The organism is Jiangella anatolica (assembly GCF_003236295.1).
In the GTDB taxonomy this organism is placed as follows: Bacteria; Actinomycetota; Actinomycetes; order Jiangellales; family Jiangellaceae; genus Jiangella; species Jiangella anatolica.
Genome location: NZ_POTW01000072.1, coordinates 17,817 through 35,813, shown reverse-complemented (window position 1 = coordinate 35,813; position 17,997 = coordinate 17,817). Strand labels below are relative to the sequence as shown.

Here is a 17,997-nt window from a genome sequence, read left to right as displayed (position 1 = left end):
GTGGCGGCGTGACGGAAAGCGCCGGCGACTCGGCACCGTCGTCGGCGGCCCGCAGCAGGGCCTCGATCTCGCCGGCGTACTCGGCGAGGACGTGGGAGGCGGCGGCGAAGGCGTCCTCGCGGGCGGCGGTCATGCGGGTGCCGTGCAGCCGGACGTCGTGAGCGGTGGCCAACAGTTCGCCGCGCAGGTCGGCGGGGATGCCCTTGGTGGCGCGTTCGACGGCGTCGCTCACGTCCCTGATCCGGTCGCTGATGGTCGCGTCGACCTGGTCGGCGGCGGCGGGCAGCTCGTCGCGGGCGGCGCGCAGCGTCTCGGCGGCGTGCCGCACGCCGTCGGTGCCGTCGGCGGAGGTCGTCAACGACGCCGCCCTGCATCGTGCCGATCCATCGGCTCCACGATAACCGCCGTAGCGTAGACTCGCGGGAGAATCACGCCGGCGCAGGTGATGCCGCGGACCCAGATGGGTCGCGCCGGGCCGGACCCTCGGGCCGCCTCGCCGTGCCCACGTCCGGCCCCAGACCACCACCCGCTGAGAGGAACCCCATGTCCCAGGACTTCAAGGTCGCCGACCTCTCGCTCGCCGAGTTCGGCCGCCGCGAGATCCGCCTCGCCGAGCACGAGATGCCCGGCCTCATGGCCATGCGCGCCGAGTACGGCGACAGCAAGCCGCTCACCGGCGCCCGCATCACCGGCTCGCTGCACATGACCGTCCAGACCGCCGTGCTGATCGAGACGCTCACCGCGCTCGGCGCCGACGTCCGTTGGGCGTCCTGCAACATCTTCTCCACCCAGGACCACGCGGCCGCCGCGATCGCCGTCGGGCCCGAGGGCACCGTCGACGCGCCGGCCGGGGTGCCGGTGTTCGCCTGGAAGGGCGAGACGCTGGAGGAGTACTGGTGGTGCACCGAGCAGGCGCTGGCCTGGCCGGACGCCCCCGGTCCGAACATGATCCTCGACGACGGCGGCGACGCCACGCTGCTGGTGCACAAGGGCGTCGAGTACGAGAAGGCCGGCGTCGTGCCCGAGCCCGCCGCCGACGACCCGGAGGAGTGGCGCGTCGTCCTCGGCCTGCTGAAGCGGTCGCTCGCCGAGAGCCAGACCCGGTGGACGGCGATGGCGCAGGAGATCCGCGGTGTCACCGAAGAGACCACCACCGGCGTGCACCGGCTCTACGAGATGATGCGCGACGGCGCCCTGCTGTTCCCCGGCATCAACGTCAACGACTCGGTCACCAAGAGCAAGTTCGACAACAAGTACGGCTGCCGGCACTCGCTGATCGACGGCATCAACCGGGCCACTGACGTGCTCATCGGCGGCAAGGTGGCCGTGGTCTGCGGCTACGGCGACGTCGGCAAGGGCTGCGCGGAGTCGCTGCGCGGCCAGGGCGCCCGCGTCGTCGTCACCGAGATCGACCCGATCTGCGCGCTGCAGGCGGCCATGGACGGCTACGAGGTGACGACGCTCGACGACGCCATCGAGCGGGCCGACATCGTCGTCAGCGCCACCGGCAACAAGGACGTCATCACCGTCGACCACCTGGCCCGGGCCAAGCACCAGGCCATCGTCGGCAACATCGGCCACTTCGACAACGAGATCGACATGGCCGGGCTGGCCGCCGTCGAGGGCATCGTGCGCACCGAGATCAAGCCGCAGGTGCACGAGTGGACGTTCCCCGACGGGCACACCGTCATCGTGCTCTCCGAGGGCCGGCTGCTGAACCTCGGCAACGCCACCGGGCACCCGTCGTTCGTCATGTCGAACTCGTTCACCAACCAGGTGCTGGCGCAGATCGAGCTGTTCGCGAAGACCACCGACTACCCGCTGGGCGTCTACACGCTGCCCAAGCACCTGGACGAGAAGGTGGCCCGGCTGCACCTGGACGCGCTGGGCGTCAAGCTCACCGAGCTGACCCCGTCGCAGGCCTCCTACCTGGGCATCCCGGTCGAGGGCCCGTACAAGAGCGAGCACTACCGGTACTGATCCGTCAGGGGCGGACGAGGCGCAGGTTGCGGGCGTAGGCCCGGAAGCCGAGCGCCTCGTACGCCGCCCGCGGCGCCGGGTAGCCGTCGTCGCCGCGGGCGCACACCCTGGCGTCCCGCGCCCCGAGTTCGCGGGCGGCCCGCAGCACCGCCAGCGCCGCCGCCGTGGCCAGCCCGCGGCGACGGTGCTCCGGGTGGACGCCGACCGGCTCCAGCACGGCCACGCCGCTGCGCCCGTCCAGCCAGGCCAGCGCGGCGGCGGCCGGGCTGCCGTCGGGTCCGACGATCAGCGCGTCCAGCTCCGCCCGGTACGCCGGCCCCCGCATGACTTCGCGGTACGCGGCCTCGGACATCGTCGTGGAGAACGCGGCGGAGTGGACGGCGGCCCGCGCGGCCGCGTCGGCCGGTCGCAGCGCGTACCCGGCGGGCAGCGGGGTGGCCGGCGGCAGGTCGTCGAGCGGGCGGCGCAGGTGGACGAAGAACGGCCCGTCGTCGCGCCGCTGGAGGCCGCGCGCGAGCAACTCGTCCACCAGCCACGTCTCCGCGTCCAGCACCCGGACCGTGCCGGCGCCGGACCACGCCAGCAGCTCGTCGAGCAGTCCCCTGTGCGCGGGGTCGAGCTGCAGGTCCAGCCGGGTCCCACGGGCCCACGCCCACGCGACGACCCGGCCGGCGTGGCGCCAGTGCGCCAGCCGCGCGTCTGGGTGCTCGGCGCACAGCCAGGTCAGCTCGCCCGGATGCCAGCGGCTGGACCAGCTCCACAGCCGCCCGGCCAGCTCGCGCAGCGCGGCCGGATCGCCGTCGGACCGGCGGTAGCCGCCGCTCACGAGGGCGGCGCGAACCCGCCGTCGGTGCGCGACGGGTTCGGCGGCGGGGCAGGCGGTTGCCACGGCGACGGCCCGGCCGGCGGCGGCCCCGCCGGCGGAGTCCCGCCTGGCAACTGGTATGGCCCGCCCGGCGGCTGGTACAGCCCGCCCGGTGACGGCCCCGTCGGCGCCGGTCCCGCGTAGCGCAGCGCGTCGCGGCGCCGGCGTTCGGCCAGCACGGCGGCGAGGTAGTCCCACGGTGGCAGGCCGGGCGGGGGCGGCGGACTGACCACCGCCGACACCTCGTTCGCCAGTTCGACCGCGAGCCGGGTGCGGATCTCCGGCGCCAGCTGCGGCGCCCGGGCCAGCAGCGACCGGGCCGCCATCGCGAGCCGGTCCGGCAGTAGCGACAGCTCCAGCGCGGCGGCCCACTCGGCCAGCCGCGGGTCCATGACGGGCATCGGCGCCGACGTCGACGGGATCCGCTCCCGGACCACGACGGTGCCGGCCAGCAGGTCGCCGATCCGCTTGCCGCGCGAGTTCAGCAGCGAGCAGACGACGGCGCCGACGCCGAACGTCAGCACGAAGTCGGCGAACACCCCGGCCAGCGCGCGGACCAGGGCGTGCCGGAACCGGATCGGCCCGCCGTCGTCGCGGACCACCCGCAGCCCCGCGGCCGCCTTGCCGACGGACTTGCCGCGCGTCAGCGTCTCGACCGTCGTCGGCACCACGACCAGCACGAACACCGTCCCGGCGATGGCCAGCGCGGCGGCCAGCGCGCCGTCGACCCCCGGCACGATCAGGCTCAGCAGCAGCAACATGAGGAACCACAGGGCCCCGAGGATCAGCAGGTCGAGCACCACCGCGAGCGCCCGGGACGGCAGCTTCGCCAGCCGCAGCTCGAGAGGCACGGCCTCCCCGGTCACCAGGTCGCTCACCCGGCTAGTCTGCCTCAGGTGGACCTGGACGCGTTCGTCGCCGCCCACCGCGCGGAGTGGGACCGGCTGGAGCAGCTCGTCGGCCGCCGCGGCCGGCTGAGCGGGCCCGAGGCCGACGAGCTGGTCGGGCTGTACCGGGCCGCGTCCACCCACCTGTCGACGCTGCGCTCGGCCGCGCCCGACCCGGTGCTGCTGGGCCGGCTGTCCGCGCTGGTGGCCCGGGCCCGGACGGCGATCGCCGGCGCTCAGGACTCCGGCTGGCGCGACGTCGTCCGCTTCCTCACCGTCGGCTTCCCCGCGGCGGTCTACCTGAACCGGCGCTGGTGGCTCGGCGTGATGCTCGCGTTCGCCGTCGTCTCCGTCGCGGTCGCGTGGTGGGTGGCCGCGAACCCGAGCGTGCAGGCGTCGATCGGCGCGCCGGAGGAGATCCGGCAGCTGGTCGAGCACGACTTCGAGGACTACTACTCGGAGAACCCGGCCGGCTCGTTCGCCGCGCGCGTGTGGGTGAACAACGCCTGGGTGGCGGCGGCCTGCCTGGCGCTGGGCGTGTTCCTCGGCCTCCCGGTCGTCTACCTGCTCTGGATGAACGCAGTCAACGTCGCCGCGTCGGCCGGCCTGATGGCGTCCGCCGGCCGGCTGGACGTGTTCTTCGGGCTGATCACGCCGCACGGGCTGCTGGAGCTGACGGCGGTGTTCGTCGCGGCCGGCGCCGGGTTGCGGCTGGGCTGGACGGTCGTCGACCCGGGTCAGCGCAGCCGGGCCGAGGCGCTGGCCGAGACCGGCCGGGCGACGATCGGCATGGCGCTCGGGCTGGCCGGCGTGCTGCTCGTGTCCGGCGTCATCGAGGCGTTCGTGACCCCGTCGGGGCTGCCGACGTGGGCCCGCATCGGCATCGGGGTGCTCGCGGAGGCGCTGTTCCTCGCCTACGTCTGGGTCTACGGCCGCCGCGCCGTCCTCGCCGGCGAGGTCGGCGACATCGCCCGCCCCGACCGCGCCGACACGCTCCCGGTGGCGGGTTAGAGGCGCCCGGTCGCCTTGAGCTCGAGGTAGGTGTCGGCGACGGCGGGTGGGAGGTCGGCGGGCGGACGGTCGACGACGTGGGCGCCGCGGCGGGTGAGCAGCTCCGCCACCTGGGCCCGGGCCAGCCGGTCGTGCTCGGCGGCGGCCGCGGCGTAGACGGCGTCGGAGTCGCCCCGGCCGGCCGCCAGCGACGCCAGCCGCGGATCGGCCACCGACGCCACCAGCACCGTGTGCCGCGTGGTCAGCCGCCCGATCACCGGCAGCAGCCCCAGCTCCACGGCGCTGGAGTCCAGCCCGGTCACGATCACCACCAGCGCGTGCTGCCGGGCCCGGGCCGCGACCTCCGCGACGAGCTGCCGGTAGTCGGTCTCCAGCAGCTCCGGCTCCAGCACCGCCAGCGCGCCCACCATCCGGCGCAGCACGTCGGTCGCGTCCAGCCGGGCGACGTCGGCGCGCACCTGGCGGTCGAACGCGAGCAGGTCGACCCGGTCGCCGGCCCGGGCGGCCAGCGCGCCGAGCAGCAGCGCGGTGTCGATCGCGGCGTCCAGCCGGGGCTCGTCGCCCACCCGGCCCGCCGACGTCCGGCCGGTGTCGAGGACGATCAGCACGTGCCGGTCCCGCTCCGGCCGCCATGTCCGCACGACGACGCCGCCGTGCCGGGCGGTCGCGCGCCAGTCGATGGAGCGGACGTCGTCGCCGCGGACGTACTCGCGCAGCGAGTCGAACTCCGTCCCCTGCCCGCGCACCCGCACCGCGGCCCGGCCGTCCAGCTCGCGCAGCCGGGCCAGCCGCGACGGCAGGTGCCGGCGGGCGTGGAACGGCGGCAGCACCCGCACCGTCCACGGGACGGCGTGCGAGCCCTGCCGCCCGGCCAGCCCGAGCGGGCCGATGCTGCGCACCGTCACCCGGTCCGCGGCCCGGTCGCCGCGCCGCGTGGGCCGCAACTCGGTCTCGACCAGCCGCCGCTCACCGGACGGGACGTCGACGGCGACCCGGTCGGCGACGGCGCCGGCGGACGGTGGCCACGCGTCGCGCAGCACGCCGCGGACCCGGCGCGCGCCGGCGTTGTGCACGCTCAGCCGCACCACCGCCGACGTGCCCAGCCGCGCCGTCCGGTCGCCGGACCGCGAGAGCCGCAGCGCCCGCGGCGACCCGGCCAGCGCGACGTCGGCCAGCGCGAGCGCCAGCACGACCGCCGTCACGGCCAGCACGCCGGCCCACGACGGCACGGCGGCCGCGACGACCACAGCGCCGATCGCCGCCAGCGCCGCGACGCGCCCGGTGATCACCATCAGCGCGGCACGGGAACCGTGGCCAGCACCGTCTCCAGCACGGAGTCGGCGGTGACGCTCTCCATCTCCGCCTCCGGCCGCAGCGTCAGCCGGTGCCGCAGCGTCGGCCGGGCCAGCGCCTTGACGTCGTCGGGCGTGACGAACCCGCGCCCGGACAGCCAGGCCCAGGCGCGCGCCGTCTTGAGCAGCGCCGTCGCGCCCCGCGGCGAGACGCCCAGCAGCACCGACGGCGACAGCCGCGTGGCCCGGCAGACGTCGACGATGTAGCCGAGCACGTCCGGCTCCACCCGGACCGCAGCGACCGCGTCCCGGGCCGCCGCCAGATCGGCCGGCGTCGCGACCGCCTTGACCCCCGCGGCCACCAGGTCGCGCGGGTCGAATCCGTCGGCGTGCCGGCGCAGCACCGCGATCTCGTCGTCGCGCTCGGCGACCGTGACGGTGAGCTTGAGCAGGAACCGGTCCAGCTGCGCCTCAGGCAGCGGGTAGGTGCCCTCGTACTCGACCGGGTTCTGTGTGGCGGCGACGAGGAACGGGTCGGGCAGCGCGCGCGGCTCGCCGTCGACGGAGACCTGCCGCTCCTCCATCGCCTCCAGCAGCGCGGCCTGCGTCTTCGGCGGCGTGCGGTTGATCTCGTCGGCGAGCAGCAGGTTGGTGAAGACCGGGCCCTCGACGAAGGAGAACTCCGCCGTCCGCGTGTCGTAGATCCGTGAGCCGGTGATGTCGCCGGGCATCAGGTCCGGCGTGAACTGCACCCGCTTCGTCTCGACCTGGAGCGTCGCCGCGAGCGCCCGGACCAGCAGCGTCTTCGCGACGCCGGGCACCCCTTCCAGCAGCACGTGGCCGCGGCAGAGCAGCCCGATGACCAGGCCGGACACCACGGCGTCCTGCCCGACGACGGCCTTGGCGACCTCTTCGCGGACGCTGGCGAGCGCCGCGCGCGCGGTGTCGGAGGTGGGTGCGGGGGACTGTGCCGAGAACGTCACGATGGACGGGGATCCTTTCCGGTGGGCGAGCTGCCGGTACCGGCATTCTCCAGGGCGTCGATGTCGTCGGCCAGCCGCACCAGCGCGGTGTCGTCGGCCGGTGGCGGGCCGGTCAGCAGCGCGGCGATCTCCGCCGCCGGCCGGCCGGTGCGGGCGGCGAGCGTCGTGACCAGGGCGTCGACGGCGCCCGGCCCACTCTCGCCCGGCAGCCGCATGGTCGCGGCCAGCCGCCGGATCGCGGCCGTGCGCAGCAGCATCGCGGCGTGCTCGCGGGACCGCCCGCGCCGGTACAGCCGTGCCCGGCCCTCGGTCGTCTCGCTGGCCCGGACGACGACCGGCAGCGGCTCGGTGACCAGCCGGCCCAGCCGCCGGGCGCGCCAGATCGCCGCCAGCGCCACTGCGATCGCCAGCTGCCAGACGGCAGCGCGGACCCAGCCGGGCAGCTGGTCGGTGAACGCGCCGGGCTGGTCGTCGCCGCCGCCGTCGCTCGCCTCGGCGGCCTCCGGAACCGGCCGGTACCAGACCAGCCGCTCGGTCTGGCCGAGCAGCCCGAGCGCCAGCGCGGCGTTGCCGTCGTCGTCGAGATGCTCGTTGGTCAGCGGGTCGGCGGCGCCGAGCAGCACCACTTCGTTGCCGCTCTCCGTCGCCGTCACCGCCAGCGACGGCTCGCCGTCGACGGGGTAGCAGGCGGCGCCCGCGGACCGGCTGAGGTCGCCGGTGTAACCGAGCCCGCCCAGCCGGGCCGACCCGGCCCGCTGCGCCGCCGGCAGCGCGCAGTCCGGCTCGGTCGAGCCCGGGTCGTCGACGAGTACGGCGGACAGCCCGGGCGCGTAGTCGGGCACCCGCACGTCCGCCGCCACCAGCACCAGTCGCGCGCCGGTGTCGACGAGCCGGTCGATCTGGCCCGGCGTCAGCAGGTCCGGCACCGTCACCAGGACGGTGTCGTCCGGGCCGGCGGCCGCGACGGCGTCGGCGGTCGTCCGCACCGGCGTGATCTCCACCCCCTGGCCGGCCAGCAGCCGCGACAGCGCCCGCGCGCCGGCGTTGTCGACACCCTCGGGGTTCAGGTAGCCGCGGCCGGCGCTGCTCTGCACGATCCCCAGGACGATGGCCACCAGCAGCAGCAACACGACGGTGGCCAGCGGCCGGCGCCAGCGCCGCCACTGGTCGGCGCCGGTGGGATCGAGCGACCGGGACTCCGGCAGGGTGGCGGTGCTCATCGGGGAGCGGCCAGGACGGGGCCGGCGTCCGCCGGGCGATCGGCCCGCGGCCGGGCGGCGGCGACGGCGTCGTCCAGCGCGCGCAGCCGCCGGTCGTCGTCGGCCGTGGCCGCCACGCCGCCGTAGCGGACCCCGTCGAACAGCCGGGCGCCGGCCCGCAGGCCGCCGCCGTCCGTGCCGAGGGCGGCGGTGGCCTCGGCGGCCGCCTCGTCCGCCGTGCGGCCGGGCCGCGGGTCCAGGACGCCGCGCTCCTCCAGCCCGGCGACGACGGCGCGGAACCGTTCGACGACGGCGGTGGTCCAGTCGCCGCGCGCGGCGGCGGCGTCGGCCGCGGCCCGGTACTCCGCCGCGCTGCGGGGGCGGTCGGGCAGGACGGCGCCGGCGCGCTCGCTCGCGTGACGCGCCAGCGGCCCGGCCCGCAGGATGACGAACGCGGCGAACCCGACCGCGATGAGCACGACGACGGCCAGCCCGAGCTGGCTGGACAGCGACCCGGTCGCGGCGTCGAGGATCCGTTCGATCTGGTCGAAGATCCACTCCAGCACCCGGGAGAGGATCGGCCGGCCGCGCTCGTAGGCCGGGTTCGAGAGCTCCTCCCGGGCCAGCTCGCGGGCCTCGTCGCGATCGAGGTCTCCAGGTACCGACGCGGCGATCACGACGGACCCGGTGGCGTGCCGGCGCCGCCGCGTCCGTGCAGGTCGACGCCGGCCGCGCGGGCCAGCTCCAGGTCCAGGCCCTCACGCCGGATGCGCCGGTCGATGTACAGCAGGGCGGTGGCCGCGGCGGCGAACGGCGCCGTGATCGTCGCCGAGATCATCCCGGCCAGCGTGTTCAGCACGTACCACGTGACGGGGTCGTCGCCGGCGTCGGTGCCCAGCATCGACGGGACGCCGAACGGCACGGCGACGACCTGCCCGATGAGGAACGTGATGATCACGATCAGCAGCAGGATCGCGAACACCCGCCACCACGACGTCCGCACCAGCGCCGCGGAACGGCGCAGCGACTCGAAGATCCGGATCGGCCGCGACACGCCGTCGGCGGACGTGGTCTCCAGCATCAGCGCCGGCGTCGACAGGGCGTAGCGCACGTACAGCCAGATCGTCACCGGGATCGCCGCCACCACGAGCAGCACCATGAGGACGCCCGCCGCCGTTCCGCCGATCGCGGCCAGGCCGACCGCGAGCAGCAGCACCACGAGCGCGGGGGCGAAGTAGATCAGGGTGTAGACGAACGTCAGGCCGAGCAGCCGCGGCAGCCGGCCCTTGGACTCGCGCCAGGCCTGCCCGATGGAGAGGTCGCGGCCCAGCACCGCCTGCCCGACGACGACGGTCAGCACGCCGGTCAGGAACACCGTCGCGACGACGGTGACCAGCCAGCCGATCACCGCGGCCGGGATGCCGCGGGCCAGCGTGTCGATCGCCTCGGCGTTCGTCAGGCCGAGGTCGGGCTCGGTGATCGTGTCGCCGAAGACCCAGGCCAGCGCGGCCGCGGAGAGGATCTGCGTCACCGCGGCGACGACGGCGGACAGGCCGAGCATGGCGGCGAGGTTGCGGCGGATCGTGGTGACGGCGCCGTCGAGGATCTCGGTGACGCCGAGCGGGCGCAGCGGGATCACGCCGGGCTTGACGTCCGGCGCCCGCCAGGCCGGGCCGGCGCCGGCGGACCAGGCGCCGTAGCCCTGACCCTGCTGGCCGGGCTGCTGCCCGTAGCCGGGCTGGCCGTAGCGGGGCTGTCCGTACTGCTGGCCGCCCCAGCCGCCGCCCTGGCCCGGCTGGCCGTCCGGCGTGCCGGGCCCGGCCGGTCCGCTGTAGGTGGGGCCCGCGGGCCGGTCCCAGCCGCCGGGGTGGCCGGCCGACGGCTGCTGCCAGCCCTGCTGCGGCCGCGGCGGCTCCCAGCCGCCGGCCCGTTCGCCCGACGGCCCGCCCGGTTGCTGCGGTGACCAGCCCGGATACGGTGGCGGCGCCGGTACGCCCCGGTCCTCGCCGGTGTCGGGCGCAGCGTCGTCGCGTGCTGCGTCGTCCGGCGGAGGTGCCCCCGCGATCCCGGACATCGGGCTCCCTTCTTCCTGCCGTCTCACGTCAATCCTGTCACGACCCGAAGGCGCGCTGGTGAGCGACTTTTTCACTCTGAGGCCTCTTCGGTGTCACGATATGGACATGAAGGGACGTGTGCTCATCGTCGACGACGACACCGCGTTGGCGGAGATGCTTGGAATCGTGCTGCGCGGGGAGGGTTACGAGCACGCCATCATCACCCGCGGCGACGACGTGCTGCCGGCGTTCCGTGAGTTCAAGCCCGACCTCGTACTGCTCGACCTGATGCTGCCCGGACGCGACGGCATCGACGTGTGCAAGGAGATCCGCGCCGAGTCCGGCGTGCCGATCGTCATGCTCACCGCCAAGAGCGACACCGTCGACGTCGTGGTCGGCCTGGAGTCCGGGGCCGACGACTACGTCGTCAAGCCGTTCAAGCCCAAGGAGCTGGTCGCGCGCGTGCGCGCCCGGCTGCGCCGCACCGACGACCCCAAGCCCGAGACGCTGCAGGTCGGTGACGTCGTCATCGACGTGGCCGGCCACTCGGTCAAGCGCGACGGCCAGCCCATCTCGCTGACACCGCTGGAGTTCGACCTGCTCGCCTGCCTGGCCCGCCGGCCGTGGCAGGTGTTCACCCGCGAGGAGCTGCTGGAGAAGGTGTGGGGCTACCGCCACGCCACCGACACCCGGCTGGTGAACGTCCACGTCCAGCGGCTGCGGTCCAAGATCGAGCACGACCCCGAACGACCCGAGATCGTCGTGACCGTCCGTGGTGTGGGGTACAAGGCCGGCCCTGGGTGATCCGATGATCGGTCCCGTCGGCGGCGACAGCGCGGGAGCGGCAGCGGCGGGCGCGGGCGCCGACGCGTTGTCGCGGTTCCTGCCGCGCCTGGCGCAGTGGTCGGCGCGGCCGTGGCGGCTGGTCCGGGGGGCCTGGCGGCGCTCCATCCAGCTCCGTGTCATCACCGCGACGCTCGCGCTGTCGGTCGTCGTCGTGTCGCTGCTGGGTGTGACGCTGTCGCGGCAGATCACCGACGGGCTGCTGCGGGCGCACGCCGACGCGGCCGTCGCCGACGCCGCCGCCGGTGTCGACAGCGCGCAGCGCACGCTCGCCGTCTCCACCGATCCGCCGGACGAGCTGCGGCAGACGCTGACCCGCATCGTCGAGTCGCTGGCCGCCAGCGGCAACACGTCCGCCGCGAGCGACCCGCTCTACGAGATCGTCGTGTTCGGCGACGAGGGCAGCCGCACCTACCGCTCCGGCGCCAGCTCGGCCAGCGTGCCGGAGGCGCTGCGCGAGCGGGTCACCACCGAGGAGCGGATCTTCCGCACGTACACCTCCATCCACTACCTCGACGGCCGCGAGGTGCCGGGGCTCGCGGTCGGCGGGCAGATCGTCGACCCCTACGGCGGCGACTACGAGCTGTACTACCTGTTCCCGCTGACCGAGCAGCAGCAGACCGTCGACCTCGTGCTGACGGCGCTGGCGACGGCCGGCGTGCTGCTGATCGTGCTGCTGTGCGCGCTGGCCTGGCTGGTCGCGCGGCAGGTCGTCACGCCGGTGCGCCTGGCGGCCCGGATCGCGGAGCGGTTCTCCGCCGGCAAGCTGGCCGAGCGGATGGCCGTCCGTGGCCGCGACGACCTCGCCCGGCTGGCGATGAGCTTCAACCAGATGGCGGCCAGCCTGCAGCACCAGATCGGCCAGCTGGAGGACCTGTCCCGGATGCAGCAGCAGTTCGTCTCCGACGTGTCGCACGAGCTGCGCACGCCGCTGACGACGGTCCGGATGGCCGCCGACGTGCTGTACGAGTCGCGCGGCCAGTTCGACCCCGTCACCGAGCGCTCCGTCGAGCTGCTGCAGGCCCAGCTGGACCGGTTCGAGGCGCTGCTCACCGACCTGCTGGAGATCAGCCGGTTCGACGCCGGCGCCGCCGCGCTCAGCGCCGAGCGGTACGACGTCCGCGACATCGTGCACAAGGTCGTCGACACCGCGACGCCGCTGGCCGTCGAGAAGGGCAGCGAGCTGGTCGTCGACGTCCCGGTCGAGCCGGCGATGGCCGAGGTCGACGCGCGGCGGATCGAGCGGATCGTGCGCAACCTCGTCGTCAACGCGGTCGAGCACGGCGAAGGGCACGACGTCCGCGTCACCGTCGCCGCCGACGACCATGCCGTCGCGATCACCGTCCGCGACCACGGCGTCGGTCTCAAGCCGGGGGAGTCGTCGCTGGTCTTCCACCGGTTCTGGCGGGCCGACCCGGCCCGTGCGCGGACCACCGGCGGGACCGGCCTGGGGCTGTCGATCGCACTGGAGGACGCCCGGCTGCACGGCGGCTGGCTGCAGGCGTGGGGCGAGCCGGGCGAGGGGTCGCAGTTCCGGCTCACGCTGCCGCGGCTGGCCGGCGACGACCTGCGCTCGTCGCCGCTGGCGCTGGTCCCCGACGACGTCGGCGACGGCGCGCTGGCCGAGGCCAGCGCCATCGGGGCGCCGTACCGGCGGATCGCGCCGGGCGGCGCGGACGCCGGCGGGCCGTCGTCCCCGGTCGCGTCAGCCGCGCCCGCGTCCGCTGCGCCGGCACCTGCCGCGCCCGCCGCCCCGCCGTCGGCCGAGGAGGTGGGCCGGCATGCGTAGCCGTGCCCTGCTCGTCGTCGCGGTGCTGGCCGCCGCCGTCGTCGCCGGCTGCAGCGAGATCCCGACGTCCGGCCCGGTCCTCGACGCCGGTGGGGCGAAGCCCGACGACCAGAGCCGCTACGTCGAGGTGATCGAGGCGCCGCCGCGACCCGGCATGACGCCGGTGCAGATCGTCGACGGGTTCATCGACGCGATGGCCTCCTACCAGCCCGGATACGAGACCGCTCGGGAGTACCTCACCGAGGAGGCGGCCGCCGAGTGGGACCCGTCGGCCAAGGTCACGGTGTTCTACGAGGCGCGGCCAGCGGCCGAGGCGATCAACCCGAGCACCGTCCAGGTGCGCACGACGGTGCACGGCGAGGTCGGCGCCGACGGCGCGTTCACCGAATTCCGTGAGGCCGAGTCGCGCACGTTCGACCTGCAGCTGGAGCAGGTCGACGGCGAGTGGCGCATCGCGAACCCGGCGCCGGGCATTCAGATCTCCGACTTCAGCTTCGACCGCGAGTACCAGGCCCGCAACGTCTACTTCTTCGACCCCGGCTTCGAGGTGCTCGTCCCCGACGTCGTCTATCTGCCGCGCACCGCGAACGACGCGACGGCGACGCTGCTGGCCCGCAAGGTGCTCAGCGGCCCGTCGGAGTGGCTGGCCCCGGCCGTCGCGACGGCGTTCCGGCCCGACGCGGAGCTCGCCCTGGACGCCGTCCCCGTCGACAACGGCGTGGCCACCGTCGCGCTCAGCCCCGATGCCGCACTGGCCGACACCGAGGACCGCGAGCGCATGGTCGCCCAGCTGGCCTGGACGCTCGGCGTGCTGCCCGAGGTCGAGCGGGTCGAGGTGCTGGCGTCGAACCTGCCGCTGATCCAGGGCGACCCGCTCTCGCCCAACGACCCGCCGCTGAGCTCGTACGACCCCGGCGTGTTGGCCGCCGGCACGCCGCTCTACGCGATCGGCGAGAGCGGCGTCGTCTCCGTCACCGACGGCGAGCTGTCCCCGGTGCCCGGGCCGCTGGGCGAGCAGGCCGGCGCACGCGAGGTGGCGGTGAGCCTCGACGTCGACCGCGGCGCCGTGATCAGCGCCGACGGCACCACTCTGAGCGTCGCCGCGCTCCGGGACGGCGAGACGCTGGAGCCGCTGGTCCACGGCGGCGACCTCAGCTCGCCGGCCTGGGACCGCACCGGCCTCCTCTGGGCCGTCGACCACGACGCCCAGGGCCACGGCATCGTCGTCACGCGTGCGGACGGCCAGCCGGCCACCGTCGTCGCCCCTGAGCTCGCCGGCATCGACGTCACGCGCCTCGCCGTTTCTCCTGACGGCGTCCGGGTCGCCCTGATCGTCGGCGGTCAGGCGATGGTCGGCAACGTCATCCGTTCCGACGACGACGCGACGGTACGGATCGAGCAGCTCAAGCCGATCGGCCCCGCCGACGTCGCCCACGACGTGGCGTGGAGCACGTCCAGCCCGTCGTGGAGCGCGGCCGACACGGTCATCGTCCTGCTGGAGACCGAGACGAACGCAGGCGAGACGACGGCCGAGCCGTACTACGCGGCGCTGTCCGGCCAGGAGACGCTGCCCCGTGGCGGCCTGCCCGCGGGCGACGCGGTGCGGGTGGGTGCCGCGGCCGGCCTGCCGGTCGTGCTCGAATCCGACGGGGTGCTGTACGTGCAGCGGTCCAGCAACGCGTGGACGGAGATCGGGCCGGCCAGCAGCCCCGCCTATCCCGGCTGACGGCGCGGGCGGCGGCCCGACGCCGCAGCCCAGCCCGCCACGGCGGGCGGTCGCGGGGCGTATCGGCGCCGGGGCCGCGCCCTTGTCCATTCCGACCTTGTCGGACCCGTGCGGCATGCTGGTTCCATGATCGTTTTCGCCGCTCGCCTGACGAGGCTGCTCCGCGCCGCCGGCCGGCTCGGCCACGCCGCCGCCGACCTCGCGCTCGGCAGCGTCTGCGCCGGCTGCGGCGAGCAACCCGGCCCGCTCTGCCCGCGCTGCCGGGCCGCGCTGCTCGGCCCCGCCTCACGGGTCCGGACGGTCCCAGCCCGGCCGGACCTCCCGCTGGCCGGCGCCGCGACCTACGCGGGCGCCGTCCGGGCGGCGATCATCGAGCACAAGGAGCGCGGCCGGCTGCCACTGGCCAGACCCCTCGGCGACGCCCTGGCGATCGCCGTCACGGCCCTCCTCGCCGCCGACGAGGGTTGCCGCGGTCCTGGTCGCTCCGGCGACCTTGTCGCCGACGGGGGCTGGCGCGGTCCTGGCCGCTCTGGCGACCTTGTCGCCGACGAGGGTTGTCGAGGTCCTGGCCGCTCCGGCGACCTCGTCGCCCCGCCCGGCTCCGGCCGCCTCGGCCACGTCGCACGAGCCGGCCTCGTCGCCCCGCCCGGCTCCGGCCGCCTCGGCCGCTTCGGCGACCTCGCCGCCCCGCCCGGCTCCGGCCGGCCCGGCCACGTCGCACGAGCCGGCCTCGTCGCCGGCGGTGGCCCGTTCCGCGTCGCGCACGGCGACCGGCCGGTCGTCCTGATCCCCGTCCCCTCCAGCCCGGCCGCCGTCCGTCGTCGCGGCCACGATCCGGTTCTTCGCACAGCCCGCCGGGCCGCCGCCACCCTGCATCGATCCGGCCAGCAGGCCACCGTCCTCGCCGGGTTGCGGCACCGGCGGCGGGTGGCCGACCAAGCGGGGCTCGACCGGCGCCAGCGCGAGCACAACCTGCACGGCGCGTTCGCCGTCACCCAGGCCGCGCGCCGCCGCTCTCTGGGCGCCTGCGTAGTCGTGGTCGACGACATCGTGACCACCGGCGCGACCCTCCGCGAGGCCACCCGCGCGCTGGACGAGGCCGGACTGCACCCGTGCGGAGTGGCGGTGATCGCCATGGTGTGACGTCGGCCTCGGCTAGCAGAAATCGGGGTGATCCACGTGTACGGGAGGCGACGAACGGCTAACGTTCGTGTATGGCACCCATTGTCGATCCTCTACCTCTTGAGGAGGGCCGGGTGCGTATCCCGGTCACCTGAGCGCGCGGGTGCCACTCGACCGTCTGACCCACGACGACCGGGAGGTTTCGAGTGGATATTGTCATCAAGGGCCGGCACACGACGGTACCCGAGCGGTTCCGCAACCATGTGACGGAGAAGCTCGCCAAACTCGACAAGATCGCTCACAAGGTCATCCGGGTGGACGTCGAAGTCACGGCCGAGGCCAACCCCAGACAGACCGACCACTCAGAGCGGGTCGAGCTGACGCTGCACTCCAAGGGACCGGTCATCCGGGCCGAGGCGGCCGCCGCCGACCGCTACGCCGCGCTCGACCTCGCCACCGACAAGCTCATCGGCCGGCTGCGCAAGGCCGCCGACCGCCGCCGCGTCCACCGCGGCAACCGCACGCCGATCTCCGTCGCCGCCGCGACGGCCGGGCTCGACGGCGGCGCCATCCCGGCGCAGCCGACCCCCGCGCCGGTGGCCGTCACCGTGGTCGAGGAGCCGCCGGACGCCTACGCCGTCCCCGACACCGGCCCCATGGTCGTGCGCGAGAAGACGCACCGGGCCGAGCCGATGACGCTCGACCAGGCGCTCTACGAGATGGAGCTGGTCGGCCACGACTTCTACCTCTACGTCGACGCCGACTCCAAGATGCCCAGCGTCGTCTACCGGCGCCGCGGCTACGACTACGGCGTCATCCGGCTCGACGTCTGAGCCCCTCACGGCACGTCGGCGCGCTCTCCACGGAGGGCGCGCCGACGCGCGTTCCGGCCCGGCCGACCCTGTCGGTGCCCGCTGGTAGCTTCGCGACATGGCACGACGAGAGAAGCTGACGACCGCCGCCGCCCGGCGCGTGGCGCTGGCCGCCCAGGGGTTCGCCGCCCCGCGCCCGGCCACGCCGGACCGTCGCGCCATCCGCCGCGTGGTCGACCGCGTCGGCGTCGTGCAGATCGACTCCGTCAACGTCCTCTCGCGCTCGCACTACCTGCCGTTCTTCAGCCGGTTGGGCCCGTATCCGCGGGCCGAGCTGGACCGTGCGGTCAACCGCTCGCCGCGCATGCTGTTCGAGTACTGGGCGCACGAGGCGTCGCTGCTGCCCGTCCGCACCCAGCCGTACCTGCGCTCGCGGATGGCCCGGGCCGACGAGCTCGCCTGGGGCGGCATCCGCCGGCTGGCCCGCGACAAACCCGAGTTCGTCGCCTGGGTGCACGACGAGGTGAAGCGGCTCGGCCCAGTCACCGCCGGCGAGATCGAGCACGACGCTCCGCGCGAGAAGACCGACTGGGGCTGGAACTGGTCCGACGTCAAGACGGCGCTGGAGTACCTGTTCTGGAGCGGCGACGTCACCTCGGCCGGCCGCAACGGGTCGTTCGCCCGCCTCTACGACGTGCCCGAGCGGGTGCTGCACCGAGACGTCCTGGCGGCCCCGACGCCGACGCCGGAGGAGTCGCACCGCGAGCTGATCCGCATCGCCGCCCGCGCCCACGGCGTCGGGTCCGAGCAGTGCCTGCGCGACTACTTCCGTCTCCCCGTCGACGGCGCCAAGACGGCCATCGCCGAGCTGGTCGACGCCGGCGAGCTGCTGCCGGTCACCGTCGAGGGCTGGAAGCGGCCCGCCTACCTGCACGCCGACACCACCGTGCCGCGCCGGGTCGACGCGCGGGCGCTGCTGAGCCCGTTCGACTCGCTGATCTGGGAGCGGGCCCGCACCGAGGCGCTGTTCGACTTCCGCTACCGGCTGGAGATCTACGTGCCGCCGGACAAGCGGGTGCACGGCTACTACGTGCTGCCGTTCCTGCTGGGCGACCAGCTGGTGGCGCGGGTCGACCTCAAGGCCGACCGGCAGGCCGGCGTGCTGCTGGTGCAGTCGGCGTGGGGCGAGCCCGGCTCACCGGCCGACACCCCCGACGAGCTGGCCGAGGAGCTGATCTCGCTGGCCGGCTGGCTCGACCTCTCCGACGTGACGACCACCGGCCGCGGCGACCTCGCCGCCCCCCTGGCCGACGCCCTCCGCCGCGCCGCCTGACCTCGCCGCACCATCGGGCCTGGCCGACGCCCTGTGCCGCGCCGTGTGACCTGCCGCACCATCGGGCCTGGCCGACACCCCTGCGCCGCGCCGCCTGACCT

Annotated in this window: 16 protein-coding genes; 8 read left to right on the top strand and 8 right to left on the bottom strand. The window is 75.0% G+C overall.

What is annotated here, in order from left to right; genetic code table 11:
- A partial coding sequence (locus C1I92_RS23730) for a hypothetical protein (protein ID WP_146605261.1) occupies positions 1 to 358 on the bottom strand: 358 nt, incomplete at its 3' end.
- A gap of 185 nt (positions 359 to 543) precedes the next feature.
- On the opposite strand from C1I92_RS23730, the gene ahcY reads away from it, so the two are divergent.
- On the top strand, positions 544 to 1,980 hold the full coding sequence (gene ahcY, locus C1I92_RS23725; protein WP_111257119.1) for an adenosylhomocysteinase: 1,437 nt from the start codon (positions 544 to 546) through the stop codon (positions 1,978 to 1,980).
- Positions 1,981 to 1,984: 4 nt separating this feature from the next.
- Here the strand turns inward: ahcY and C1I92_RS23720 are convergent, their stop codons facing one another.
- Entirely contained in the window at positions 1,985 to 2,806 is an 822-nt protein-coding gene (locus C1I92_RS23720; protein WP_111257118.1) for a GNAT family N-acetyltransferase, read from the bottom strand.
- Positions 2,803 to 3,723: an RDD family protein gene (locus tag C1I92_RS23715; protein ID WP_199521530.1), complete on the bottom strand. Its 921-nt coding sequence runs from the start codon at positions 3,721 to 3,723 to the stop codon at positions 2,803 to 2,805. The genes C1I92_RS23720 and C1I92_RS23715 overlap by 4 nt, the downstream gene beginning before the upstream one ends.
- An 18-nt stretch (positions 3,724 to 3,741) precedes the next feature.
- Here C1I92_RS23715 and C1I92_RS23710 point away from each other — a divergent pair, with 18 nt between their 5' ends.
- Positions 3,742 to 4,743, top strand: coding sequence for a stage II sporulation protein M (locus tag C1I92_RS23710; protein ID WP_111257117.1), 1,002 nt, complete (start codon positions 3,742 to 3,744; stop codon positions 4,741 to 4,743).
- On the opposite strand, the gene C1I92_RS23705 is transcribed toward C1I92_RS23710, so the two are convergent.
- Genes C1I92_RS23705 through C1I92_RS23685 form a run of 5 tightly spaced genes read right to left on the bottom strand, consistent with a single transcriptional unit; the run spans position 4,740 to position 10,291 of the window.
- Positions 4,740 to 6,035, bottom strand: a complete 1,296-nt coding sequence (locus C1I92_RS23705; protein WP_111257116.1) for a DUF58 domain-containing protein — start codon at positions 6,033 to 6,035, stop codon at positions 4,740 to 4,742. The two genes, C1I92_RS23710 and C1I92_RS23705, sit on opposite strands and share 4 nt — an antisense overlap.
- Positions 6,035 to 7,018, bottom strand: a complete 984-nt coding sequence (locus tag C1I92_RS23700; protein WP_111257115.1) for an AAA family ATPase — start codon at positions 7,016 to 7,018, stop codon at positions 6,035 to 6,037. Before C1I92_RS23700 ends, C1I92_RS23705 begins: the two co-directional genes overlap by 1 nt.
- Positions 7,015 to 8,238: a DUF4350 domain-containing protein gene (locus tag C1I92_RS23695; protein ID WP_111257114.1), complete on the bottom strand. Its 1,224-nt coding sequence runs from the start codon at positions 8,236 to 8,238 to the stop codon at positions 7,015 to 7,017. Before C1I92_RS23695 ends, C1I92_RS23700 begins: the two co-directional genes overlap by 4 nt.
- Positions 8,235 to 8,894, bottom strand: coding sequence for a DUF4129 domain-containing protein (locus C1I92_RS23690; protein ID WP_111257113.1), 660 nt, complete (start codon positions 8,892 to 8,894; stop codon positions 8,235 to 8,237). The genes C1I92_RS23695 and C1I92_RS23690 overlap by 4 nt, the downstream gene beginning before the upstream one ends.
- Positions 8,891 to 10,291 carry a hypothetical protein gene (locus C1I92_RS23685; protein WP_111257112.1) on the bottom strand — a complete coding sequence of 467 codons (1,401 nt, stop codon included), beginning with the start codon at positions 10,289 to 10,291 and terminating at the stop codon, positions 8,891 to 8,893. The genes C1I92_RS23690 and C1I92_RS23685 overlap by 4 nt, the downstream gene beginning before the upstream one ends.
- Before the next feature lie 106 nt (positions 10,292 to 10,397).
- On the opposite strand from C1I92_RS23685, the gene mtrA reads away from it, so the two are divergent.
- From mtrA to C1I92_RS23655, 6 genes are all read left to right on the top strand, one after another.
- The gene (mtrA, locus tag C1I92_RS23680; protein WP_111257120.1) at positions 10,398 to 11,075 is read left to right on the top strand and encodes an MtrAB system response regulator MtrA; all 678 of its coding nucleotides are present in this window, start codon (positions 10,398 to 10,400) and stop codon (positions 11,073 to 11,075) included.
- Between the two features lie 4 nt (positions 11,076 to 11,079).
- The gene (gene mtrB, locus C1I92_RS23675; protein ID WP_111257111.1) at positions 11,080 to 12,903 is read left to right on the top strand and encodes an MtrAB system histidine kinase MtrB; all 1,824 of its coding nucleotides are present in this window, start codon (positions 11,080 to 11,082) and stop codon (positions 12,901 to 12,903) included.
- Positions 12,896 to 14,629: an LpqB family beta-propeller domain-containing protein gene (locus C1I92_RS23670; RefSeq protein ID WP_111257110.1), complete on the top strand. Its 1,734-nt coding sequence runs from the start codon at positions 12,896 to 12,898 to the stop codon at positions 14,627 to 14,629. The genes mtrB and C1I92_RS23670 overlap by 8 nt, the downstream gene beginning before the upstream one ends.
- A 126-nt stretch (positions 14,630 to 14,755) precedes the next feature.
- Positions 14,756 to 15,772 (top strand): ComF family protein, encoded by a 1,017-nt coding sequence (locus C1I92_RS23665; protein WP_111257109.1) that lies wholly within the window; start codon positions 14,756 to 14,758, stop codon positions 15,770 to 15,772.
- Positions 15,773 to 15,957: 185 nt separating this feature from the next.
- The gene (hpf, locus tag C1I92_RS23660; protein WP_199521529.1) at positions 15,958 to 16,584 is read left to right on the top strand and encodes a ribosome hibernation-promoting factor, HPF/YfiA family; all 627 of its coding nucleotides are present in this window, start codon (positions 15,958 to 15,960) and stop codon (positions 16,582 to 16,584) included.
- 97 nt (positions 16,585 to 16,681) lie between these two features.
- Entirely contained in the window at positions 16,682 to 17,896 is a 1,215-nt protein-coding gene (locus C1I92_RS23655) for a winged helix-turn-helix domain-containing protein (RefSeq protein ID WP_111257108.1), read from the top strand.
- Positions 17,897 to 17,997: the final 101 nt, after the last annotated feature.